The sequence below is a fragment of the Cognataquiflexum aquatile genome (assembly GCF_003316845.1).
Lineage (GTDB): Bacteria > Bacteroidota > Bacteroidia > Cytophagales > Cyclobacteriaceae > Cognataquiflexum > Cognataquiflexum aquatile.
Window position 1 is genome coordinate 85,689 of record NZ_QMIK01000007.1, and the last position, 17,574, is coordinate 103,262.

At 41.7% G+C, this 17,574-nt stretch carries 18 protein-coding genes; 10 read left to right on the forward strand and 8 right to left on the reverse strand.

Annotation, left to right across the window (positions count from 1 at the left end; translation table 11 throughout):
- Positions 1 to 23: 23 nt before the first annotated feature.
- Complete coding sequence (recA, locus tag DQW11_RS18760; RefSeq protein WP_113925647.1) at positions 24 to 1,055, reverse strand: recombinase RecA; 1,032 nt, start codon at positions 1,053 to 1,055, stop codon at positions 24 to 26.
- Between the two features lie 180 nt (positions 1,056 to 1,235).
- Between recA and DQW11_RS18770 the strand changes: the two genes are divergently transcribed.
- The 3 genes from DQW11_RS18770 (at position 1,236) to DQW11_RS18780 (ending at position 3,950) form a co-directional block, all read left to right on the forward strand.
- Positions 1,236 to 2,024, forward strand: coding sequence for a DUF3108 domain-containing protein (locus DQW11_RS18770; protein WP_113925649.1), 789 nt, complete (start codon positions 1,236 to 1,238; stop codon positions 2,022 to 2,024).
- A 151-nt stretch (positions 2,025 to 2,175) separates the two neighbouring features.
- Positions 2,176 to 2,865, forward strand: a complete 690-nt coding sequence (locus DQW11_RS18775; protein ID WP_113925650.1) for a response regulator transcription factor — start codon at positions 2,176 to 2,178, stop codon at positions 2,863 to 2,865.
- A 2-nt stretch (positions 2,866 to 2,867) separates the two neighbouring features.
- Entirely contained in the window at positions 2,868 to 3,950 is a 1,083-nt protein-coding gene (locus tag DQW11_RS18780; protein ID WP_113925651.1) for a sensor histidine kinase, read from the forward strand.
- 16 nt (positions 3,951 to 3,966) lie between these two features.
- Here DQW11_RS18780 and DQW11_RS18785 read toward each other — a convergent pair whose 3' ends face one another.
- Both DQW11_RS18785 and DQW11_RS18790 read right to left on the reverse strand, forming a co-directional pair.
- Positions 3,967 to 4,350 (reverse strand): DUF3037 domain-containing protein, encoded by a 384-nt coding sequence (locus DQW11_RS18785; protein WP_113925652.1) that lies wholly within the window; start codon positions 4,348 to 4,350, stop codon positions 3,967 to 3,969.
- Positions 4,328 to 5,131 carry a HipA family kinase gene (locus tag DQW11_RS18790; RefSeq protein ID WP_113925653.1) on the reverse strand — a complete coding sequence of 268 codons (804 nt, stop codon included), beginning with the start codon at positions 5,129 to 5,131 and terminating at the stop codon, positions 4,328 to 4,330. Before DQW11_RS18790 ends, DQW11_RS18785 begins: the two co-directional genes overlap by 23 nt.
- Positions 5,132 to 5,343: 212 nt before the next feature.
- Here DQW11_RS18790 and DQW11_RS18795 point away from each other — a divergent pair, with 212 nt between their 5' ends.
- From DQW11_RS18795 to tsf, 5 genes are all read left to right on the forward strand, one after another.
- Entirely contained in the window at positions 5,344 to 6,054 is a 711-nt protein-coding gene (locus DQW11_RS18795; protein ID WP_113925654.1) for an RluA family pseudouridine synthase, read from the forward strand.
- Positions 6,055 to 6,175: 121 nt separating this feature from the next.
- Positions 6,176 to 6,619 carry a 50S ribosomal protein L13 gene (gene rplM, locus DQW11_RS18800; protein WP_113925655.1) on the forward strand — a complete coding sequence of 148 codons (444 nt, stop codon included), beginning with the start codon at positions 6,176 to 6,178 and terminating at the stop codon, positions 6,617 to 6,619.
- Between the two features lie 11 nt (positions 6,620 to 6,630).
- On the forward strand, positions 6,631 to 7,017 hold the full coding sequence (gene rpsI, locus DQW11_RS18805) for a 30S ribosomal protein S9 (RefSeq protein ID WP_113925656.1): 387 nt from the start codon (positions 6,631 to 6,633) through the stop codon (positions 7,015 to 7,017).
- Between the two features lie 41 nt (positions 7,018 to 7,058).
- The gene (gene rpsB / locus DQW11_RS18810) at positions 7,059 to 7,820 is read left to right on the forward strand and encodes a 30S ribosomal protein S2 (RefSeq protein ID WP_113925657.1); all 762 of its coding nucleotides are present in this window, start codon (positions 7,059 to 7,061) and stop codon (positions 7,818 to 7,820) included.
- 102 nt (positions 7,821 to 7,922) lie between these two features.
- Entirely contained in the window at positions 7,923 to 8,753 is an 831-nt protein-coding gene (gene tsf, locus DQW11_RS18815) for a translation elongation factor Ts (RefSeq protein ID WP_113925658.1), read from the forward strand.
- Positions 8,754 to 8,827: 74 nt separating this feature from the next.
- Here the strand turns inward: tsf and DQW11_RS18820 are convergent, their stop codons facing one another.
- The 4 genes from DQW11_RS18820 to DQW11_RS18835 form a co-directional block, all read right to left on the reverse strand.
- The gene (locus DQW11_RS18820) at positions 8,828 to 10,288 is read right to left on the reverse strand and encodes an arylsulfatase (RefSeq protein WP_113925659.1); all 1,461 of its coding nucleotides are present in this window, start codon (positions 10,286 to 10,288) and stop codon (positions 8,828 to 8,830) included.
- 39 nt (positions 10,289 to 10,327) lie between these two features.
- On the reverse strand, positions 10,328 to 10,942 hold the full coding sequence (locus DQW11_RS18825; RefSeq protein ID WP_113925660.1) for a DUF4230 domain-containing protein: 615 nt from the start codon (positions 10,940 to 10,942) through the stop codon (positions 10,328 to 10,330).
- A 67-nt stretch (positions 10,943 to 11,009) separates the two neighbouring features.
- Positions 11,010 to 11,705: a hypothetical protein gene (locus tag DQW11_RS18830; RefSeq protein WP_113925661.1), complete on the reverse strand. Its 696-nt coding sequence runs from the start codon at positions 11,703 to 11,705 to the stop codon at positions 11,010 to 11,012.
- 10 nt (positions 11,706 to 11,715) lie between these two features.
- On the reverse strand, positions 11,716 to 13,098 hold the full coding sequence (locus tag DQW11_RS18835) for a site-specific DNA-methyltransferase (RefSeq protein ID WP_113925662.1): 1,383 nt from the start codon (positions 13,096 to 13,098) through the stop codon (positions 11,716 to 11,718).
- A 285-nt stretch (positions 13,099 to 13,383) separates the two neighbouring features.
- Between DQW11_RS18835 and DQW11_RS18840 the strand changes: the two genes are divergently transcribed.
- Positions 13,384 to 13,614 carry a hypothetical protein gene (locus DQW11_RS18840; protein ID WP_157966150.1) on the forward strand — a complete coding sequence of 77 codons (231 nt, stop codon included), beginning with the start codon at positions 13,384 to 13,386 and terminating at the stop codon, positions 13,612 to 13,614.
- A 209-nt stretch (positions 13,615 to 13,823) separates the two neighbouring features.
- Here the strand turns inward: DQW11_RS18840 and DQW11_RS18845 are convergent, their stop codons facing one another.
- Positions 13,824 to 15,146 (reverse strand): acetylxylan esterase, encoded by a 1,323-nt coding sequence (locus DQW11_RS18845; protein WP_232826799.1) that lies wholly within the window; start codon positions 15,144 to 15,146, stop codon positions 13,824 to 13,826.
- A 190-nt stretch (positions 15,147 to 15,336) separates the two neighbouring features.
- Here DQW11_RS18845 and DQW11_RS18850 point away from each other — a divergent pair, with 190 nt between their 5' ends.
- Positions 15,337 to 17,373 carry a S9 family peptidase gene (locus DQW11_RS18850; RefSeq protein ID WP_113925800.1) on the forward strand — a complete coding sequence of 679 codons (2,037 nt, stop codon included), beginning with the start codon at positions 15,337 to 15,339 and terminating at the stop codon, positions 17,371 to 17,373.
- Positions 17,374 to 17,574: the final 201 nt, after the last annotated feature.

Sequence of the window (17,574 nt, forward strand, 5' to 3'; positions counted from 1 at the left end):
TCAAGAGGATGAAACCCCTTGGACTATTCTTCTCCTTTTTCCTCTTTCAAAGCGACAACTCCCAAACCGGCTTTCTCCTTAATTTTCTTTTCGAGTTCTTCCATCAGCTCGGGATTGTCCAGCAAAATCGCTTTTACTGAATCTCTTCCCTGTCCCAATTTGTTTCCTTCATAAGAGAACCAAGAACCTGCTTTCTTGATGATTTCAAATTCAACACCGATATCAATGATTTCACCTACTTTGGAAATCCCCTGACCATACATGATGTCAAATTCCACTACTTTGAAAGGTGGTGCAACTTTGTTTTTTACGACTTTCACCTTTGTTCTATTTCCCAAAATATTGTCCGCACCTTCTTTGATCTGTCCGATTCTTCGGATGTCAAGTCTGACAGAAGCATAGAATTTTAGGGCGTTACCACCGGTAGTGGTTTCAGGATTGCCAAACATCACACCTATTTTGTCCCTCAATTGGTTGATGAATACACAAGCACAACCTGTTTTATTGATCGCTCCGGTCAATTTTCTCAATGCCTGCGACATCAATCTTGCCTGAAGCCCCATTTTGCTGTCACCCATTTCACCTTCCAGTTCGCCCTTTGGCACCAAAGCAGCAACAGAGTCAATCACGATGATATCAATGGCTCCTGAACGGATCAAGTGCTCTGCAATCTCCAATGCCTGCTCGCCGTTATCAGGTTGGGAAATCAGCAAGTTCTCGGTATCGATCCCGAGCTTTTCGGCATAACTTTTATCAAATGCATGTTCAGCATCAATGAATGCGGCAAGACCTCCGGCTTTTTGAGCTTCAGCGATGCAGTGAAGGGTCAGGGTTGTTTTACCCGAAGATTCAGGACCGTATATTTCTGTTACCCTTCCGCGTGGGATTCCACCGATACCCAAAGCCATGTCCAAGCCCAAAGAACCGGTGGAAATAGCCGGAATATCCTGTACCTTGTTGTCACTCAATTTCATGACAGTACCTTTGCCGTAGGTTTTTTCTAGCTTGTCTATGGTAAGCTGAAGTGCTTTTAATTTTTCAGTGTTTACGCTCATATTTGAATATTTTCAAAACTTTGATTTGAATTTGTTAAATTATTGGTTGATAATTGGAGACCGAACACTTCAAAAAAGGATTACGTATTTATACTTTGTGGCACCAAGAATCCGTATTATTAAATATATCGCTAATATTGAAATAAGAATTGAAAACCTTTTGGTAGAACAGAAAAATTAATGAAAAAACGGTTTAAAAAGTCAGTAATTGTCTCAATATTTTTTCTTTTGGGATGGTATTCTGGTTTTGCTCAAAAAAATACTGCTTTTCAAAAAGGTGAAGAACTGCTGTTTAAGGTTACTTATGGTTTCTTTGATGCAGCAGAAGCAAGGATGGTGGTCAATCCCGAAATTTCAACTATCAATGAAATACCCACTTACAAAATCGATGTTTTTGGTCAAACTTTGGGGGTTTTCAAGCTTTTCTATGTAAATGACAACTGGGGCAGCTATTTGGATACAACCAAAATAATCCCCTACCATTCTTACCGACATATCGAAGAAGGACGGTACCGCAAACATGAAAGGGTCAACTTTGACCATAAAAAGAAAAATGCCCATGTGAAGTTATACGACAGGGATAACCAAAATGTCATCGACACGAAAGATTATAAGATCCCAGCGCAGGTCCAGGATATAGTTAGTGGATTTTACTACTTAAGAACGATAGATTTTAAAAAATACAAACCCGGCGACACCATTCACCTTGTGGGTTTCTTTGACAAAGAGATATATAACGTAAAATTAATATTCAAGAAAAAGGAATGGATAGAAACAAGCATAGGGAAGTTTGAATCTTATGTCCTAGTGCCCGAAATTCCTAAAAACAAATTATTCAGAGGAGATCAGCCCGTCACTGTATGGGTGTCTGGGGACAAAAATAAAATCCCGCTGAGGATAAAAGCAAAGTTGATGATCGGATCTTTGGATATGGAAATCATGGAAGCCAAAAATTTGCGTAACAATTGATTAATGGCTATTTAATATTTAAATAACATTAGACGGCTGAATAAAAATTTTATGTTGTGTTTGGTGCCTTTGACATCATTAAAACATTTTTTTGTAATGGCTTTTTATAAATTAGCATCACATTAGCGCAAATATAACCCGCTATTTTACCATGAGTGACAAACAAAAAGTCAAAATACTGGTCGTTGACGATGAACCAGACATCGTAGATATTCTAACATACAACCTCAAAAAAGAAGGATATGATGTCGAATCCGCGGAGGATGGTATAAAAGCCGTAAAAATTGCTGCCAAATTTCATCCGGACGTCATTCTGCTTGACATCATGATGCCAAATCAAGACGGCGTAGAAACATGCCGTCAAATCAGAGATATCCCAGAACTCAAAGGAACATTTATCATATTTCTTACCGCAAGAGCTGAAGAATATTCTGAAGTAGCTGCTTTTGATGTCGGTGCTGATGATTACATCACCAAGCCGATCAAACCAAGAGCGCTCATGAGTAGGATTGCGGCACTCTTCAGAAGGGAATCCAAAAAAGAAAATGAAGTCGCCCAAATTAAAATCAAAGACCTTATCATTGACAGGACAAGCTATACAATAGATAAAAACGGCAAAACCATCACCCTTCCCAAAAAAGAATTTGAACTCCTTTATTTTCTAGCCAAAAACCCAAATATAGTTTTCAGTAGAGATGATTTATTGCAGAATATCTGGGGAACAGATGTATTTGTATTGGCAAGAACTGTCGATGTCCACATCAGAAAAGTCCGTGAAAAAATTGGGGAAGATTACATCACCACTGTGAAAGGAGTGGGTTATAAATTCGAATTGAATTAAGTATGCTCACCACATCGAGGGGTATTTCATTGATTTTGGCTTTGGCAATTTCTGCCCTGACAATCGCATTTTTATTACTATTGGATGATGCGAGTCCCACTGTTTTGATTGTGGCTGGGAGTATTTCTTTTTCAGCCTCGTACATATTGACGAACATCACCCTAGAGTTTTTGGTGTTCAAAGAAATCAGCGGCATCTACAATGTCTTGGAAAAAATCCAAAAGAAGGACTACTCCAACATCCCAGAAAAATCCGATAAGTTGTCTATTTCTCCCTTGAGAAAAATAAACACCTCGATCAATACCTACGCCCAGACGAAGAATAAAGAAATCGAAGCTCTGCAAAAGAATGCTGTTTTCAGACGAGAATTCATTGCCGACATTTCGCATGAATTGAAAACTCCGATTTTTGCGGCACAGGGTTACATACATACCCTGCTCGATGGCGCTGTGGATGACAAATCCGTCAGGCTGAAGTTTCTCAAGCGGGCTGCAAAAAGCCTCAATGCGTTGGACAAACTTGTCCAGGATCTTCTCACTCTCAACCAAATGGAAAGCGGTGTGGTCAAATTCCATTTTGAAACTTTCGATTTAAAGGATTTGATCCATGAAGTCATCGAGGACTTGGAGCATAAAGCGGCAAAGCGGGACATGTTGATCCGGTTCTTTTATGACAAAGAAAAATCCTTCAAAACGGTCGCAGATAAAGAGAAAATCTTCCGGGTTTGCCAAAACCTCATTTCCAATGCCCTTAAATACAATAATGACGGCGGCGAGGTGGAAGTACACCTCAAAACCCACAAAACCCATGTAACAGTTGATGTCAAAGACAACGGCAAAGGAATTCCTCCGGAAGACCTGAAACGAATTTTTGAAAGATTTTACAGAGTGGAAAAAAGCAGGTCCCGCGAACGAGGCGGCACCGGACTCGGACTCGCAATCGTCAAACATATCCTGGAAGGGCATAAAAGCAAGATATCTGTCAGCAGTACTTTGGGCAAAGGCTCCATATTCAGTTTTGAATTGCCACTAGAAAAAGCTCCGGTAAATACTGTCCTAAAAACCCTGAATTCCTTGTTTGTCTAAATACCTGATCTCTTGGTCAGGCTACAAATTGGGCAAAAAGTTCATCCAACGTTTTATTCAAATCATCCGAAAGCCCGCCATGCGGCCTTGAGGTCTGTATCATGGAACTCCGCTGCGCTGTCAGCCACCTGAATCTTGAAGCAGGATCCATCTCAGCTATAGGACTACCGGATTTTGTTCCCTCACAAATTTTGGTAAATGAGTCCAAATAATCGCGTAGCAATTCCAAATCCACTTCAGGATCCAAAGCCAACAACTTTCCTTCTTCTAGATGTATTTTGCTTTCTAGGAATTTCTCTTTTTTAGAACATAGAATTACGCCCACATTGACAAACTCCTCACGCTCCACCCGTGGCACTACACGGATGACCGCATACTCATATAAGTGTTTGCCTTGCATCTTGCGCTTCTTTTACAAATAAATCCGAATGTTCCAATCTGAGTGAAAGGAATTGTTTATACACTGACCTTGCCTCATCAGCCGTCTCCACATCTCTGGAGGCCAAAAGCCAATCATCAGGAAGAACTTCAATCAAGGTATTAACCTGATCCATTTTAAGTTTCTTTCGGAATTCCCTATTCACTTCCTCTAGCCTATCCGCGTACGGCAAAAGCACATGGTCTTTGATCGAAGGAAAAGGTCCGGTGGCATGTCTCTCCCAATTGTCCCAAGAATGGTGGAACAAAAATGCCGCCCCATGGTCAATCAACCAAAGTTCGCGCTTCCAGATCAGCATATTGGTATTGCGGAAAGTCCGGTCCACATTAGTAATCAACGCATCAAGCCATACAATCTTGGAAGCCAGCAATCCATCGACTTTGGAAGCTCCGGGATCGAAAGTCAGTGCTTTGGATAAAAAGTGAAGCCCAAGATTCAGCCCCTGACTGCCTTTGAGCAAATCCTGTATTTCTTCATCCCCCTCAGACCTTCCAAAGGCCTCATCTAGATAAGCAAACACCAATTCCGGAACTTTTAGCCCAAGCATTCTTGCGATTTCCCCACCCAACAATTCTGATATCAGGGCCTTTTCCCGCTGACCTGCGCCCCGGAACTTGAGCACGTAATCAAACCCATCGTCGGCTTCCGCCAAGGCAGGCAATGAACCTCCTTCACGCAGCGGCATCACATAGCGCATGACATTGACCGTACGAAGGTGGAGATTTTGAAAAGTTGTATCCATGATTAATTCAATAGGATGATTTCAGATTGTAAAGTTATTAGATCTTAGTATATATTCACCGAAGTATATTAAGCTGAATCATATTAGAAAATATTGTATTTCTAAATTAAATCAGGAATCAGTTTGGTGAAGTCTGTCAACAATATTCTGACAAAATTTTTTGCACTGATATTAATTCTCTAATTTTGCGCCCCTGTTAGGAGAAGATAAGCATGAAAAAAATTGATTTTAAGGACCTTATTCTGTTTGAAAGCGAGGATTACCTTGTCATCAATAAACTTCCCTATTTGTCGACATTGGACGACCGGCACGAGGCGCAAAACATCCTCGATCTTGCCAAACAGTATATCCCGGATGCACAGGTATGCCACAGACTCGACAAGGAAACCTCAGGTTGCTTGGTCATCGCCAAAAATCCCGAAGCTTATCGGAATATTGCGATCCAGTTTGAAGACAGGAAAGTAAATAAAGTCTACCACGCTGTGGTGGAAGGCATTCACGAATACAAAGAGGTAATGGTGGACAAAAAAATCCACGCAAACAATAAGGGTATTGCAAAATTGACCAAGGACGGCAAACCGGCCCAGACCATTTTCAATACAATCAAAACTTATTATGCCCATTCGCTAATCGAGTGCAAACCGATAACCGGAAGACTGCATCAAATCAGGATTCACCTTGCCTATCTGAGATCCCCGATATGCGGCGATGAAACTTATGGTGGCAAGCCGGTGTATCTTTCCGCACTTAAGAGGCGGTTTAACCTCAAGAAAGGCACAGATGAATTGCCAATCATGCAGCGGGTATCGCTCCATGCCTATTCAATTGGATTCAAAGGAACCAAGGAAGAAAGGATTGAAGTAGTCGCACCTTACCCAAAAGACTTTGATGTATTGATCAAACAATTGGAGAAAAACGCCTAACTCAAAGAAAATGTGGGCAATAAATTTGTTTCTTTTGCAATAAAAAGAAATTACTTCTATCTTTGTGTCCCTTTTTGAGGGTGAAGTATATTTAACAAGCTAATAATTAAACATTTACACAGTGGATACATTAAGCTACAAGACCAAATCAGCGAATGCTGCTACTGTAGAGAAGAACTGGGTGGTAGTGGATGCCCAGGCTGCAGTATTAGGTAGATTTGCGAGTGAGGTTGCAAAAATCTTGAGGGGTAAGCACAAGCCTTACTACACCCCTCATGTAGACTGCGGAGACAACGTGATTGTCATCAATGCAGACAAGGTAAGGCTGACCGGCAGAAAAATGGACGAAAAAGTCTATGTTCGCCATACAGGCTACCCAGGTGGGCAGCGTATTTCTACCCCAAAATTGTTGAAGGCGAAATCTTCTTCAATATTGGTAGAAAAAGCTGTCAGAGGTATGCTTCCAAAGACCAGACTTGGAAGCCAATTGTACAGAAATCTGTTCGTTTACAATGGTCCTGAGCATCCACATGCTGCCCAGCAACCAAAAGAACTCAAATTCTAATCCTCGGATACATGGAAATTATCAACACAATAGGTAGAAGGAAGACATCAGTCGCCAGAATCTACATGCAACCAGGAAAAGGTGAAATCACTGTAAACGACAGGACGATTGAAACTTATTTCCCATTCGAACTTCACCAGATCATCGTTAAGCAGCCTTTGGCACTAGTAGGTGTTTCAGGTTCTTATGACATCAAAATCAATTTAGATGGTGGTGGTATTACAGGACAAGCTGAAGCTGCAAGGATGGCAATATCCAGAGCGCTTTGCGAATTCGATGCCGAACACAGATCAGCTTTGAAAAAAGAAGGTTTCCTTACCAGAGATCCAAGAATGGTCGAGCGTAAGAAGCCGGGACGTAGAAAAGCAAGAAGGAGATTCCAGTTCTCCAAACGTTAATCAGGAATTCTTTGAATTTTATATCGTAACTATATTTATTAATGGCACAAATAGAATATAAAGACTTACTGGATGCTGGTGTTCATTTTGGACACTTGACGAGAAAGTGGGATCCAAGAATGGCCCCGTATATCTTCATGGAGAAGAACGGTATCCATATCATTGACCTAAACAAAACGCTTGTTTGCCTCGAAGAAGCATCCAACGCAATCAAGCAGATCGTACGCTCAGGAAAAAAAGTAATGTTCGTCGCTACTAAAAAGCAGGCGAAAGACTTAGTGGCTGAAGAAGCACGCAGACTTAACATGCCTTACGTCACTGAAAGGTGGTTGGGCGGTATGCTGACTAACTTCGCTACTATCCGCAAGTCGTTGAAAAAAATGTCTACCATCGATAAAATGATGAAAGAAGACGCTTACACCAACCTTGCGAAAAAAGAGCGTTTGATGATCACAAGACAGAGAGAGAAAATGGAAAGTGTTTTGGGAGGTATAGCTGACCTTACCAGACTTCCTGCGGCTCTTTTTATAGTAGACATCAAAAGAGAACACATTGCGATCGCAGAAGCACAAAAGCTTGGTATCCCTGTTTTCGCTTTGGTAGATACCAACTCGAACCCAAATGAGGTAGAGTTTCCAATCCCTGCCAATGACGATGCATACAAATCCATCTCTTTGTTGATCAAAGCGTTTGGTACAGCTATCGAAGAAGGTCTTTCCGAGAGGAAAAGAGACAAAGAAGATGCTAAACTTACCGAAGAGGAAGAAGCAAAAAAAGCTGTCGACGCAGAGACACAAGAGTAATCCACTTTGATATACTGATTACAAAAATTGAACATAAGGTACCGCCCTGTGTTCAATTTTTTGTTTAATAAGAAATTCTTAAATAAATAAAAGACAATAACAATGGCTATTACTGCACAAGAAGTAAACAAACTGAGACAAATGACAGGTGCCGGTATGATGGACTGCAAAAAAGCCCTTACCGAAGCTGAAGGTGATTTCGAAAAAGCGATTGACATCCTTAGAAAAAAAGGTCAGAAAGTTTCAGCTTCAAGAGCTGACAGAGAAACCAAAGAAGGAACTATCGTCACTCATGTAAGTGCTGACGGAACTGTCGGTACTTTGCTTTCATTGACTTGCGAAACTGACTTTGTGGCCAAAAACGAAGGATTCGTAACCTTTGCAAATGAATTGTTGACTATCGCAACGAGCAATCATTGCGCTTCAACAGCTGAAATTCTTGCCCTCCCATATGAGTCAATCACTGTTCAGGACAAGATCATCGAAATGACAGGAAAAATCGGTGAGAAAATCGAAATCTCCCACTACGAAGTCATCAAAGGTGAAACAGTAGTTCCTTACATCCACTCCAATGGCAAATTGGGCGTATTGGTTTCTTTGGTAAACACCAAAGGTGCTGACGTCGAAGAAGCAGGAAAAGACGTAGCTATGCAAATTGCAGCGATGAATCCTGTGGCTGTTGACAAAGATGGTGTAGACGCATCTACTGTCGAAAGAGAAATCGAAATCGGCAAAGACCAAGCAAGACAAGAAGGCAAGCCTGAAGAAATGTTAGAAAAAATCGCTTTGGGTAAATTGCAGAAGTTCTACAAAGAAAGCACTTTGCTTAGCCAGGCATTTGTAAAAGACAACTCCAAGACCATTGCGCAATACCTTGACGGTGTGAGCAAAGGTTTGACTGTATCTGTTTTCAAAAGAATTACTATTGGTTAATTGGTCCCGATAGCTCGGGATGGTTAATTGGTTATTAAATAATAAGAACCTTCGGTCAAAAGCCGAAGGTTTTTTTATTCAAACAACTTAAAAACAGGATTGGGAACATGTGTCGACTCAAAAAGCTTGGCCATTTCTTTGACCAATTCAGGATTAGAAGTTGCCACATTTCGGGATTCTGAGGGATCATCTTTAAGGTTGTACAGTTCAATGGGAGCATTCCTGTCTTTTTTGACATTCAGCCTGACTGCTTTCCAGTCTCCTTTTCGGATGGCCTGCCTTCCTCCCAATTCGACAAATTCCCAATAGAGGTATTCATGCTGTATTTGGCCTGACTCGCCTTTTAAGGTGGGGACAAATGAAATCCCGTCAATTTTGCTTTCGATTTTTTCCCCAATGATCTCGGCAAAAGTGGGTAAGAAATCCCAAAAAGCTGAAACATGGTCTGTCTGTGTCCCTGGCTTGGTTTTTCCAAGCCACTTCACAATCAGTGAAGTCCGGATTCCTCCTTCATACAAATCTCTTTTGTACCCCCTTCTCCCTGCATTGCTTTGGAAAAAATCGGGGTCGTTGCCACCTTCCTGATGTGGTCCGTTGTCTGAAGCAAAAATGATGATGGTGTTTTCGGTCAATCCGAGTTCTTCGAGTTTTTGGATTATCTCCCCGACTTGCCTGTCCAATTGCTCCACCATAGAAGCATAAACCGCACGGGGATATTCCACTGACTGATATCCGGGAATAATGATATCCGGACCATAATCATGTCCTTTGGGGGCTAGATACGGTTTTTCATCCCCAAACTTCTCTCTATACTTTTTTAATAAGACAGTGTCGGATGTCGCCAACTCGGCATGTGGTGTCACCATGGGCACGAACATAAAGAATGGCTTGTCTTTATTGTTTTCGATAAATTTTAAGGATTCTTGATGGATGACTTCTGGCGCAAAGGTGGTTTTGTTGGTCCAGTCATTCCCTGAGAGCATCACCTTTTGATTGTTGTCCCAAAGGTATTCAGGATAGTAGCGGTGGGCATAGCGTTGACAATTGTACCCAAAAAACCTGTCGAAACCTTGATTGTTGGGATCACCCGAGGTTCCTATAAAACCCAATCCCCACTTGCCAAATGCTCCGGTTGCGTAGCCTGCCTTTTTCATCATTTTTGGAATGGTCATGATGCTATCAGGCATCGGATATTGCCCTTCAGGTTGTACTTCAAAATTCCCCCTGATCGGAGTATGTCCGGTATGCAATCCTGTCATCAAAGCGGACCGCGAAGGCGCGCAAACAGTTGCCCCGGAATAGTGATTGGTAAACAGCATTCCATCCCCTGCAAGCTTATCGATATTTGGGGTTTCGATTTTTGTTTGCCCTGTTACCCCCAAGTCTCCATAGCCAAGGTCATCGGCGAGTATAAAAATAATGTTTGGTTTGGCGGTTTCTGTGGGTTCAATAGTTTTTTCCTTGGATGGGCCGCAGGAAATCAGCCCAATGAACAGAATTAGAAAAAAAAAGAAAAGGGATAATTGAAGTTTCATGGTTCGGATTTCGCTACGGTGGTGTTTAGGTAAAAACCCTTAGCGTTTCAAATTTTTCATTTGCTCCGGGTTCTCAATGATGACTTCATTGTACATCAGCGTCCAGCCCATGGATTTGGTGAGTACGTAGATATTGACCAACTCGCTCATCAGTCTCTCTTGGGCATTGTCCTTGAGGCCTGAGGATTCTATTTTCTTGCGGAATTGGGCAGTCACAGTGTTCTTGATTTTATTGTAATCATTGGCTTCAAATTTATTGAAGTAATCCTGTGTCACGTCGTAATATTCGATTTCAGGATAGATATTGATGACGGGTTCCGGGATTTTGGTGATTACCACCGTCTTGTTGTCCTCATCAATCCTCGTTTCCAACTGTCTCAGGTCATACTCAACCGTCGCTTTGGCGTTTGCCACAACCAAGGCTTTTTTGTCCGAAGTGACGATATCCAAAAAAAGATTCTGTGAATTTTTGAAAGTAAATACCTGTGAAAAGTACCCTTCTGTCACAATCAGTTTTCCAACATTTTGGATTTGTTGCTGAATCATGGCCGAGTTGGCGAGGATCTCGTCTTTGTTTTCCCTTTTTCCTACAAAATACCAGATACTGCCAAGTACCAAAAGTGCCGCAATAAAGCCGAAAATGAATCTATTCATGATCAAAGATTTTGGTTAAAGTTGGGGAAAATAAAGTGCGTTTACAAAGAAATCTGGAGGATCTAAATCAAATAGATTTTAAGAAATGGACCAGTTCAGCAGGTTTGTTTGATTCCAGAATCCTACAGGACCAAAACTCCCGCTTTGACTTCTGAAAAGTCCAAGTCCTTTCTCTTTCTCCCATAAGATTTATCCTTTTCACCAAAGTAATTTTATCAATCCAACCTACAAAAAACAAGTCCGACTTGTATCTCTTGGCACAAAAAGCATCATACAGGAATTTAGGATCTATAAGGCCCAAATCAACCTTTAAAGCCTTTAACCAATCGTCTTTTGCTTTTCTCCTTTGGTTAAAAAAAACCTGCAAGTGAATATCCCCTCTAAGGTTTTCGATTTTCTCTTCCCTTCTGATCAGTTTGATATCTCGGTTTAGAAGGGCATTTTTGACTGTTTGGTCCGCATCGGGAACCAAGGAAGTCTTGAGTTCAATATTCTTGCCTTTGTATACAAAGTCTATGTCTACCTGATCGTCCTCCAATATCAGATTCGTCCTTTCTACCTCAATCCCATTTTCTTTGAGCCATTTCTGGATCGCAAACTCGCCCAAATATCCTCTGATCATGCAATCAAACTGGATGTTTGGATGACGGAAACGGAGGTTGTCCAATTCCGAGATATTGGTATTTTCAATTGCTTTTTGGATCGATTCGAGGATTTCTGATTCGGTCAGAGGAAGGTGAAGGATATGCTCGAAACTGACCATTTCTGTTTTCTCAAGATTTAAAAATGGGACTTTCTTCCTGGTGGTTTTCTTTTGCTTTCTCCAAAAATCCAGTTTTAAAATATTTAAGATTCTGTGCAATCGGAGCATGAAGTTTTTTGGGTCCCTGATAGCCTTGGATCACCTTAGAAACACGCGTATAGGTCACTTCTTCGCAGATATTGTTCTCATTGTTGGTACAGAGGACGAACTGTCTTTTGCCGCTATCCGCTTCGTTGGCCTTCAAAACTGCATGCCCGGTCGTCCCCGATCCGGCAAAAAAGTCCAGCACGGTGATTTCTTTGGATTCAAACAAATCGATACAAAACCTGATCAAGCCTATCGGTTTGGGGAATTTGAAAATACTTTGCGCCACCACTTCATTCAGTTCCTGACTTCCTTCCGAATTCAAAAACTGGATCAAAGCCCGGTAGGGAAGCTGCCGCTCACGTCGCCTGTTCAGGTTGTCGACAAATTGGTACTGTTTGATATAGACTTTCCATTGCTTGTTGGTTTTTTTGAATACAATAAAGTCGTTTTCAATTCCCCATTTCAATTTGTCCTGATTCCACCTCCAAGTGTTGGGCTTCCCAAATTTTCCTCCCGAAAGCATCTCTGTTCCATCGGGCGCGGTAATCACATAATCCATGCTTTCACTATACGACCCTCGATAATCCAAATCACGGAGGTAATATTTCCCCCTAAACTCCACATGTGCGTCCGAAAGCCTATACTTCTTGTCACTTTCTACATCGAGCCTCTCCTTAGCAAACTTCAATTCGGCTTTATTTTTTGCGAAGCAAAGCATGTAGTCAAACTCCACTGCGACCTGACCGCTGTCATGTCCGGAACCTGCTTTATTCTTTCTGACAAATTGGGCTACAAAATTTTCCTCCCCAAAAATTTCCTGACAGAGCAACTTCAGCTGCGCAATCTCATTGTCATCGATGGAAATAAAAATAGCTCCTGAAGTTTTCAGAAGGTTTTTTGCAAGATTGAGCCGCTTCCACATAAAGGACAGCCACTTACTGTGTCGATACCCGTCATTGATGTCCACATACCGGTCATTGTATAGGAATTCATTTTCCTTTCCGGTATTGTACGGCGGATCAATGTAAATGAGGTCAATCTTGCCCTGATGGGTCTGATTTAAAACTGTAAGTGAGTGAAAATTGTCGCCTTCGATCAGCAGATGGGTAGGTTGACTGGCACTGTTGAAAATCTCCCTGTCTTGGATTTCCTGCAATACCGGAATTTTATCCTGAATTTCAGCAACCACTTTTTCAGGTTCCTTTTCTTCCTCCCATACCAATCCATACTTCCTGCTTCTGTCCAAGTGGTGGATCATTTCAAGAAGTTGTTCTTTGGAAAGGTTACTGTAATCGGATTTGCTCATTCAGATTCTAAATTGAAACACTAAAAATACAATTAATTCCCAAAAGCACTTGGTTTAGATTAAAAATAGCCGTTATCCCTTGGGATTACTAAAAAATGCATGGTTTTTGCAACCTAGGTAAAAGTTAATTATTTGAGGAAAAGATTGGGTTTAACCAATTTCGCCCGGAAATATTTTCAGTCCTTAACAAAACATTGGGTAACATGAATTGTAACTGTTTTGTGATTAAATTAGTGAATGTTTAACCGCAGTCTCAGAAAAACGGACTGCACAAATATAAAAGTCATGTCACAGCTATTGAATTCAATATTTAGAATCGCCAAAAAAAGCCTCAAAACCGTTGAGCCTGCCGTGATGCTATTTTCAGGTACATACCTGTTGACACAGGGCATTCAAAATAAAAATCTTCCGATGGGTCTTGCCGGAGGAATGCTCGTCTTCCGAGGAGGATTAGACTTGGGCAAAGTCATTGAAGAAAGTGATTTGAAAGAATTAGAGGCGGAAAAAATCAAATAGTCCATCCATTCAATATCGGTCTGTAGTCCACTTTGACTGACTTTGACCCTCCAAACCAAGCCTCTGATGTTTCTCTCAAGAAACATCAGTTTTATTATTTTGAGTAAAATATCCTCCCGCATCTATCTCGATCTCATTGAATCTTTCTTTTATGAAACCGAAACAGCTGCGGGAGTATTTATGTGTAATTACTTTTTGCAGTCGAAAACTCATTTTCCAAACTTTCCAAAAATCCAGTCGTCTGCTTTTTTGCCTTGCTCAGGATAAGTCCAATGGCCTGTCTCAGGTACGACAAACACATCTTTCGAAGCCTTGATTTCATTGAAAGCTGAATAGTAAGAAGTCGGTGGACAAGTGTCATCATTGTATCCCCAAGTGTAAAATCCGGGGGTTTTGAGAATCCTTGCAAAATTGACCACGTCATAATAACCGATGGTTTCGATGACTTCGGGTTTGTTGAATTTCTGTAAATTATTACCTGCAAAAACATGGGGCCAACCTCCTGCCCTTCCTTCGAGATATCCTGTCATGTCACTCATCGCCGGATACATGGCAGTGAGGTATTTGATCCGCGGATCCAAAGCGGCTGTAATGATCGACAACGCGCCACCCTGACTTCCGCCTTGGATGCCTAGATTTTTGCCGTCATACTCCGGTAAGGAAACCAAAAAGTCAACGGCACGGATACATCCTAAATAAACCCTCTTGTAATAGTAAAGGTCTTTGTCCCAGATGTTAAAAGTCGGATAACCATTTAAGGCCGCAGAACCAAGGTTGTTGTAAACTTCCTGATTCATGTCAATCGGAATTCCGTGAATTCCGATCTGCAAGGTAATCGCGCCACGGACAGATTTGTTGGCGTCACCGAAGTAAGGCCTGATGCCTGCACCGGGGACCAACAAAATAGCAGGATATTTAGCGCCGCCTTTGGGTACAGTCAAGACGCCATAGATTCGGCTGTTTCGCACATTTTGAAAATTGACATGATATACATCCACTTGGTCTGTGCTTCTTTCAGGTTGGTGGATCATCTTGGCATCCATCGGGATTTTGGCAAGTTCAGATTTTCCTGTATTCCAAAACTCCTCAAAATCCTTTGGCATTTTGACGGTAGGTTTGATATTTTCAGGTTCAAATCCTGCGGTTCCGATTCCTCTGTATTCCTTTCCATCAATGGTCGCAAATACTTCACACCTGAGGAATCCGGGATTCTTCATGGTGAATTTTTCGATGGTTGCCTTTCCATCTTTCAGTTTCAAAGAGCCTTCTTTGATCGGTTCCATTTTTTCTTCTTTGACTACATAGCGGACATTTTCTACAGCTACCGGTCGGCCTGATTGGGTGACAGAAACAGAAAACTCCACGTTCTGACCTGTTTTATAGGTCCAATCTTCCCTGTCAGGGACTACAGAGATTTCGAGGAATTGCCTTGGGATCTGGGAAAAAGATTCAACAGAAATGCTAAAGCAGAGCAGAAGCAGCATCCCAAAATGGAAATGCAGGTTTGGTTTGAAAGTTGATTTTTGATTCATGGTCATTTTGGTTTGTCGAAGTAATATACCTTGAAATCTGCAAATTTTATGAGCAAATAGAATCCTGTACCTTCCTTCTATTCATGAATTTCCACTTAGATATTTCATTTTAGGCATTTAAATGGGAATGCATTATCTTATATTCAATTTCAATAAAATCAAAATGTCATCTATCAGCCAAACATCCGTTATGAAACGCATAATAAGCTTCTTACCCATTTTATTACTCCTTTTTTCCTTTGAGACTTTTGGACAGACAAAGTCCAACCTGACACTTTTGGACCTTTTTGATCTGGAATATGTATCCGATCCGCAGATTTCACCGGATGGTAGCAAGATCATTTATGTCCGCAATTTCAAGGATGTCATGACTGACAATGATCTCTCCAATCTCTGGATGGTCAATTTTGACGGAAGTCAAAACAGGCCGCTGACCCAAGGCAATCAGCGGGATTTTATGCCGAGATGGTCACATGACGGCAGCAAGATTGTATTCAAATCCAACATGCAGGATGAGAAAACAAAGCTTTTCCTGATGTGGCTGGATACAAAAGAAACCGTTGCATTGACCAATTCGGCAATTGCACCTGGAGAAGTGTCATGGTCCGGGGACGACAAACAACTGGCGTTTTCCATGTTTGTCCCAAAAGAAAACAAGTCAACATTGCTTAAAATCCCCACCAAACCTGAGGGAGCAAAATGGAACGATGCGCCGATTTACATCGATCAGATGGTTTACAGGAGCGATGGTGCGGGCTACTTAAAAAGCGGGAACACACAGATTTTTACTTTGGGAATCGACGGCGGAAAACCTACCCAACTCACTTTTTCTGAATTGAACCATGGAAATCCAATTTGGTCCAAAGACGGAAAGTCGCTCATCTTTTCTGCAAACCTCCACGAAAAGCACGAGCTCGAACCATTGAATTCAGAAGTTTACCAACTCACCTTGGCTGACGGAAAAATCAATCCTTTGACCAAAAGATTTGGTCCGGATTCTAATCCTGTACTGTCTCCTGATGGCAGCAAAATCGCCTATTTGGGATTTGATGACAGGTTTCAGGGATATCAAGTGACCAAACTCTATGTAATGAACGCCGACGGAACAGATTCCAAAATGCTAGGTGGGGATCTTGACCGAGATATTGAAAACATCATTTGGGAAGGAAACAGCAGGGGAATCTATTTCCAATATGGCGAACATGGAAATATCAAAATAGGCCATGTTGCCTTGACTGGAAAAGTAAGAACCATTACCGAGGGACTTGGTGGCTTAGATTTAGGAAGGCCATACGTTGTCGGCCAATTTACAGTATCTGCCAACAACAGATTCGCCTATACTTCGGGAGGAACAGAGCATCCTGCGGATTTGGGTACTTGGGGAGATGGAAATACCAACAGGCTCACAAGAGTCAATGAGGATTTATTCCACTCAAGAAAAATAGGAAGTGTAGAAGAAATCTGGTGGGAATCGTCTTTTGACAAAAGGAAAGTTCAGGGATGGATCATCACGCCACCTGATTTTGACCCTAACAAAAAATACCCGATGATCCTCGAAATCCACGGAGGTCCATTCACGATGTATGGCAAATCATTCACTTATGAATTGCAGGCGATGGCTGCTGCAGGTTATGTCGTGCTCTATACCAATCCAAGAGGAAGCACCGGATATGGAGAAGAATTTGGGAACCTCATCCACCACAATTACCCGAGCAACGACTATGATGACTTGATGTCGGGCGTAGATGCGGTAATTGCCAAAGGCTACATCGATACCAAAAATCTTTTTGTCACAGGAGGAAGTGGCGGCGGAGTGCTGACCGCTTGGATTATTGGAAAAACAGACCGTTTTAAAGCTGCAGTAGTTGCCAAGCCTGTCATCAATTGGTATAGCCATGCCCTCTATGCTGATAATCCGGCGTTCTTTACCAAGTATTGGTTCCCGGGAAAACCTTGGGAAGAAACCGAAAATTATATGAAGCGCTCTCCGATTTCCTTGGTCGGCAATGTCAAAACCCCGACTATGTTGCTGACAGGAGAATCAGATTTCAGAACCCCAATCGGAGAATCCGAGCAATACTATGCAGCATTGAAGTTAGAAGAAGTCGAAACCGCCATGGTCAGAATCCCCAATGCTTCCCATGGATTGGTAGACAAGCCAAGTATGCTGATGAGTAAAGTGGCAGCGATATTGAGTTGGTTTGATTATTATAAAGCGAAGCCTTGATTTTGCCCTCTTGGCGTAGTTTGTAACTACGCCTTTTTATGATTTTGAATTTGTAATTCTACCTTTTCAACAATAACTTAAAATTGTTTTGTAAAGCCAAAATTCCAATTACAAATTGGAAGGATAAAAGGGTGGAATAACATATCCCACCCAGTCCACTATTCACCGTTTGACTACTCCCAGGTGTGGGGCAAAGTGGCA